The following is a 4,341-nucleotide window of genomic DNA, read 5'->3' as shown; positions in this document are numbered from 1 at the left end:
GTCCGCCCGGCGCGGCGCCGCGCGGCGGCGGCCAGTCCGGAAGCGATCGATGTGGTCGCCCATGCCAGCCGGTTCGGTTTCGACGCGCAGCAGCACCAGGCGGGATCGACGACGATGCTGAGCGAGGAGGCGCTGATCTCGCACCATGTCAACACTGTCATGGATCTGCAGAAACTGGTGCCGAACCTGACGATCCAGACGGAAAGCGGATCGAACGCGCCGTCATTCTATCTGCGCGGGATCGGGCTGGAGGATTATACCCAGAACAACATGCCGTCGGTCATGACCTATTTCGACGGCGTGGCCTATCCGCTGTCGCCGATGAGCAGCGGGCAGATGTTCGACATCGCCACTGTCGGCGTCGATCCCGGGCCGGTGGGCTTTACCCACGGGATGGCCGATACGGGCGGCGAAGTGCGGATCGAAAGCCGCGCGCCGACCAGGACGCTGCATTACGGTGCGTCGGAGGACCTGGCGACGCGGGACAGGAGCAAGACCACGCTTTATGTCTCGGGCCCGATCACCAACAGCTTGCAATATCGCCTTGCCGGCCAGACCGTGCAGGGCGGCGCCTATCGGTTCAACCGCGTCACCGGACAATCGATCGGCAATGCCAATTTGGGGGCGCTGCGCGGCCGGCTGGCCTGGCAGCCCGACGCGAAGACCGACATCGACCTGATTGCGAACTGGTCGATGGACGAATCCGACGCCACCGCCGGGTTTATCCTGGATGATTTCAGCGCGGTCAGCCACATGCCGCGCGACCGGAACATCTATGCCACGGGATGGAGCCTGAATCCCGCCTTTGCCAAGCTGGTGGGCATCGCGCCCCATTCGATCCCGTCCTATGACGACGTGACGTGGGGGATTACCCTGAAGGCGGCGCGCGACCTGGGCTGGGCCACGCTGCAGACGATCGGCAATTTCAGCCAGCAGCAGCGGCATGAATATGTCGATCGCGATGCGTCGGCCTTTCGGTCCGGGGACAGTTTCTTTGCCGGAAACAGCAACGTCTTTTCGCAGGAGGTCAGCCTGAAGGGGCGGCCGGTGCTGGACGGGCGGCTGGAGTGGATTGCGGGGATGTACTATAACCGGGCTCGCGCCTTCGGGGCGAACTGGTTCGACATGAGCGATACCGCAGGCTATATCCGCGACAGTTTCCACAACCAGCCGCAGGAGAATTTCAGCCAGTTCGCGACGCTGGACTATCACATTACCCATACGGTCAAATTCACCTTCGGGCTGCAGCACCAGTCGGATACGCGCAGCCTGGTCGGCGATACGGTCGCGCAATATTATTATCTGCCCTCGGCGACCAAGAGGGCGCATTGCGGCGCCGATCCGGCGCCCTGCGCCAGCGCCAATCCGTTTCCGACCCATGGCGCGCTGACCAACCAGTTTTCCGGCAAGGTGGGCCTGTCCTGGCAGGCCCGGCCGAACCTGCTGCTGTATGCCGATATAGCCCGCGGCGTGAAGCCCGGGGGCTTTACCACCAACACGACGGTCGCGAACGTGCAGATCCAGCCTTTCAAGCCCGAATGGGTGCTGGCCTATGAAGTCGGATTCAAGAGCGATTTCTTTCGCCGGCGGCTGCGCCTGAACGGCGCGCTGTTCTGGGACGATTACCACGACAAGCAGATGCTGGGCACCCTGGTGATTCCGGGCGCGCTGGGGGCCTATAACCCCGAGGGGGCGCCGGGGACGTATGGGTCCTATATCAATATTCCGCATGCGCAGTTGTGGGGCACGGAAGTCCAGATCGAGGCCAATCCGGTCCGCGGCCTGACCCTGTCGCAGAGCGTCGGCTATCTGCGCGGCAAATACACCGATTACCAGCAGGTGAATTCGGCCGCCGTGGCGGCGAACTTTACCAGGACCGGTTTCTACAGCCCGGTCTATACCAATTATGACGGCGCCGACATGGGAATGCCCAAGCTGACGCTGAACGGACAGGTGTCGTACGAGACGCGGCCGGTGTTCCGCCGCTATACGCTGACCTTCGAGGGGAATTATTCCTATCGCGACCTGCAGGACAGCCTGCAGCCGCGCGGAAGCGGCGTCTATGTCGTGCCGGCCTATTTCCTGATGGGCGGCAGCATCACCCTCAGGCCGCGGAACGGGCACTGGTTCGTCACCGCCTATGCGTCGAACATCCTGAACCGGCATTATATCGACGTCGTGCCGGTGGCGGCGACCACCGTGCTGATGGGGATTTCCGGCGAGCCCCGCTTTGTCGGCGGGCGGTTCGGGTGTGATTTCTGATAGGTAGGGTATTTCTTCTTTTTCTGAAGAAAAAGAAGCAAAAAGACTTTTATTCGTTAAGGGTTTTTTTGCCGGGCGCATGCCGCGGTTCCTTAACGTCCAAAAGTTTTTTGGTTCTTTTTTCAAAAAAGAACGAGAATCCATGGGGCATAATCATCATGCGGTGCGCGAGGAGGATGCATGTACGACCTGATCATCCGGGGGGGACGGCTGATCGACCCCGAGACGCGGCTGGATGCGATCGGCGACGTTGCGATCCGCAATGGCGCGATCATGCGGGTGGGGGACGTCGCGGGGCCCGCCCTGCGCGAGATCGACGCCACGGGGCTGGTCGTGGCGCCCGGATTCATCGATATCCATGCCCATGGGCAATCGGTCCCGGCGGACCGGATGCAGGCGTTCGACGGCGTGACCACCACGCTGGAATGCGAGGTCGGCAGCCTGCCGGTGGCGGGCTGGTACGACGCGCAGGACAGCAGCGGCCGCGTGCTGAATTACGGCGTGTCGGTCGGCTGGGTCTTCGCGCGCATCGCGGCGATGACCGGGCGGACGCTGGAGCCGTCGCTGAGCTTCATGGGGCGCTGCATGGACGATCCGCGCTGGGTCGAGACCGTGGCCGGCGATGCGGAGCTGGAGGACATCCTGTCGCGCGTGCGGCGGGGGCTGGATGAAGGCGGCGTGGGGATCGGCATCCCGAATGCCTATGTCCCCGGCGCGGGGGTGAAGGAGATTTCGCGGATCTGCAGCCTGGCGGCCGAGTACGACGTGCCGACCTATACCCATGTCGCCTATGCGTCGAACATCGATCCGCGCAGTTCGATCGAGGCCTATACGCGGCTGATCGGCTATGCCGGGTCGACCGGCGCGCGCATGCATATCTGCCATTTCAACAGTACCAGCCTGATGGATGTCGAACGCGCGGCGGACCTGGTACGCACCGCGCAGGCGCAGGGGCTGAAGGTGACGGTGGAGGCCTATCCGTACGGGGTGGCGTCGACGGTGATCGGCGCGCCGTTCTTCGCCGATCCGGCCTTTCCCGAGCGGACCGGCCGCGGCTATGACGCGCTGCAGCGGCTGGATGACGGGCGGCGGATCGGCAGCCGCGCCGAATTGCTGCAGGCGCGGGCCGAGCGGCCCGAGAACCTGGTGCTGTGGCACTTCCTGGATGTCGAGGGCGATGCGCGGCATCGGGACCTGCTGGACGTGTCGGTGCTGTATCCGGGCGGGATCATCGCATCGGACGCCATGCCCTGGACCCTGCCCGACGGCACGGTCTATGGCGGCGATGCGTGGCCCCTGCCCGCCGATGCGGTGTCGCACCCGCGTTCGTCGGGCACGTTCGCCCGGTTCCTGCGCGTCTATATGCGCGAGCGCGGCATGCTGTCGCTGATGGAGGCCATGGCCAAATGTTCGTGGCTGCCGGCCAGCATCGTCGCGCCCGCCGCCCCCGCGATGCGGCGCAAGGGACGGTTGCAGGAAGGGTGCGATGCCGACCTGTGCGTCTTCGATGACCGGACGATCGGCGACCGGGCCGATTTCGCGGCGTTGAACCGGCCGTCGGAGGGCGTGCGCCATCTGCTGGTCAATGGCCAGCCGGTGATCGACGATGGGACGCTGCGGCGCGATGCCGCCCCCGGACGGCCCGTCCGGGGGCGGCGGCATTAGCGCGCCGGGAGTACCCCATGGCGGTTCCGGTCGTGGTGGTGGGCGGCTTTCTGGGGGCGGGAAAGACCAGCCTGATCAACCGCATCGTCAACCGGTGCGCGCCGCTGCGCCTGTCGGTGCTGGTGAATGATTTCGGGGCGCTGGCCATCGATTCCGACCTGATCGAACAGGCCGGCGAGCGGATCGTCACGCTGAAGAACGGGTGCGTCTGCTGTTCGCTGCAGGGCGACCTGCTGGCGTCGATCCGGGTGGTGCTGTCGCGGCCGGACCCGCCGGATGCCGTGCTGGTCGAATGCAGCGGCGTGTCGCGGATCGGCGCGGTGCGCGATGCGCTGCTGGACCCGGTGATCTGGCGGGCCGCGGCGCTGGAGGCCGTGGTCTGCGTCGCCGATGCCGCCGACATGGCCGCCGACA

The 4,341-nt window shown here is 65.2% G+C and carries 3 protein-coding genes; all 3 read left to right on the top strand.

What is annotated here, in order from left to right; all coding sequences use genetic code 11:
• A partial coding sequence (locus HUK84_RS11340; protein WP_176640393.1) for a TonB-dependent receptor occupies nucleotides 1-2,262 on the top strand: 2,262 nt, incomplete at its 5' end.
• A gap of 180 nt (nucleotides 2,263-2,442) precedes the next feature.
• A complete protein-coding gene (locus HUK84_RS11335; RefSeq protein WP_176640392.1) occupies nucleotides 2,443-3,927 on the top strand; it encodes an amidohydrolase family protein in 1,485 nt (494 codons plus the stop codon).
• Nucleotides 3,928-3,944: 17 nt separating this feature from the next.
• The coding region (locus HUK84_RS11330) for a GTP-binding protein (RefSeq protein ID WP_281362795.1) at nucleotides 3,945-4,341 on the top strand (397 nt) is incomplete at its 3' end.

Origin of the sequence: Nguyenibacter vanlangensis, from assembly GCF_013376155.1 — a bacterium.
Classification (GTDB): Bacteria; Pseudomonadota; Alphaproteobacteria; order Acetobacterales; family Acetobacteraceae; genus Gluconacetobacter; species Gluconacetobacter vanlangensis.
Note: the sequence above shows the minus strand (reverse complement) of the source record. Positions and strands in the feature narration are given on the sequence as shown.

Bases quoted from the DNA above. Each gene is read 5' to 3' on its own strand.
- HUK84_RS11335 (WP_176640392.1), top strand. From the start codon at position 2,443: ATGTACGACCTGATCATCCGGGGGGGACGGCTGATCGACCCCGAGACG.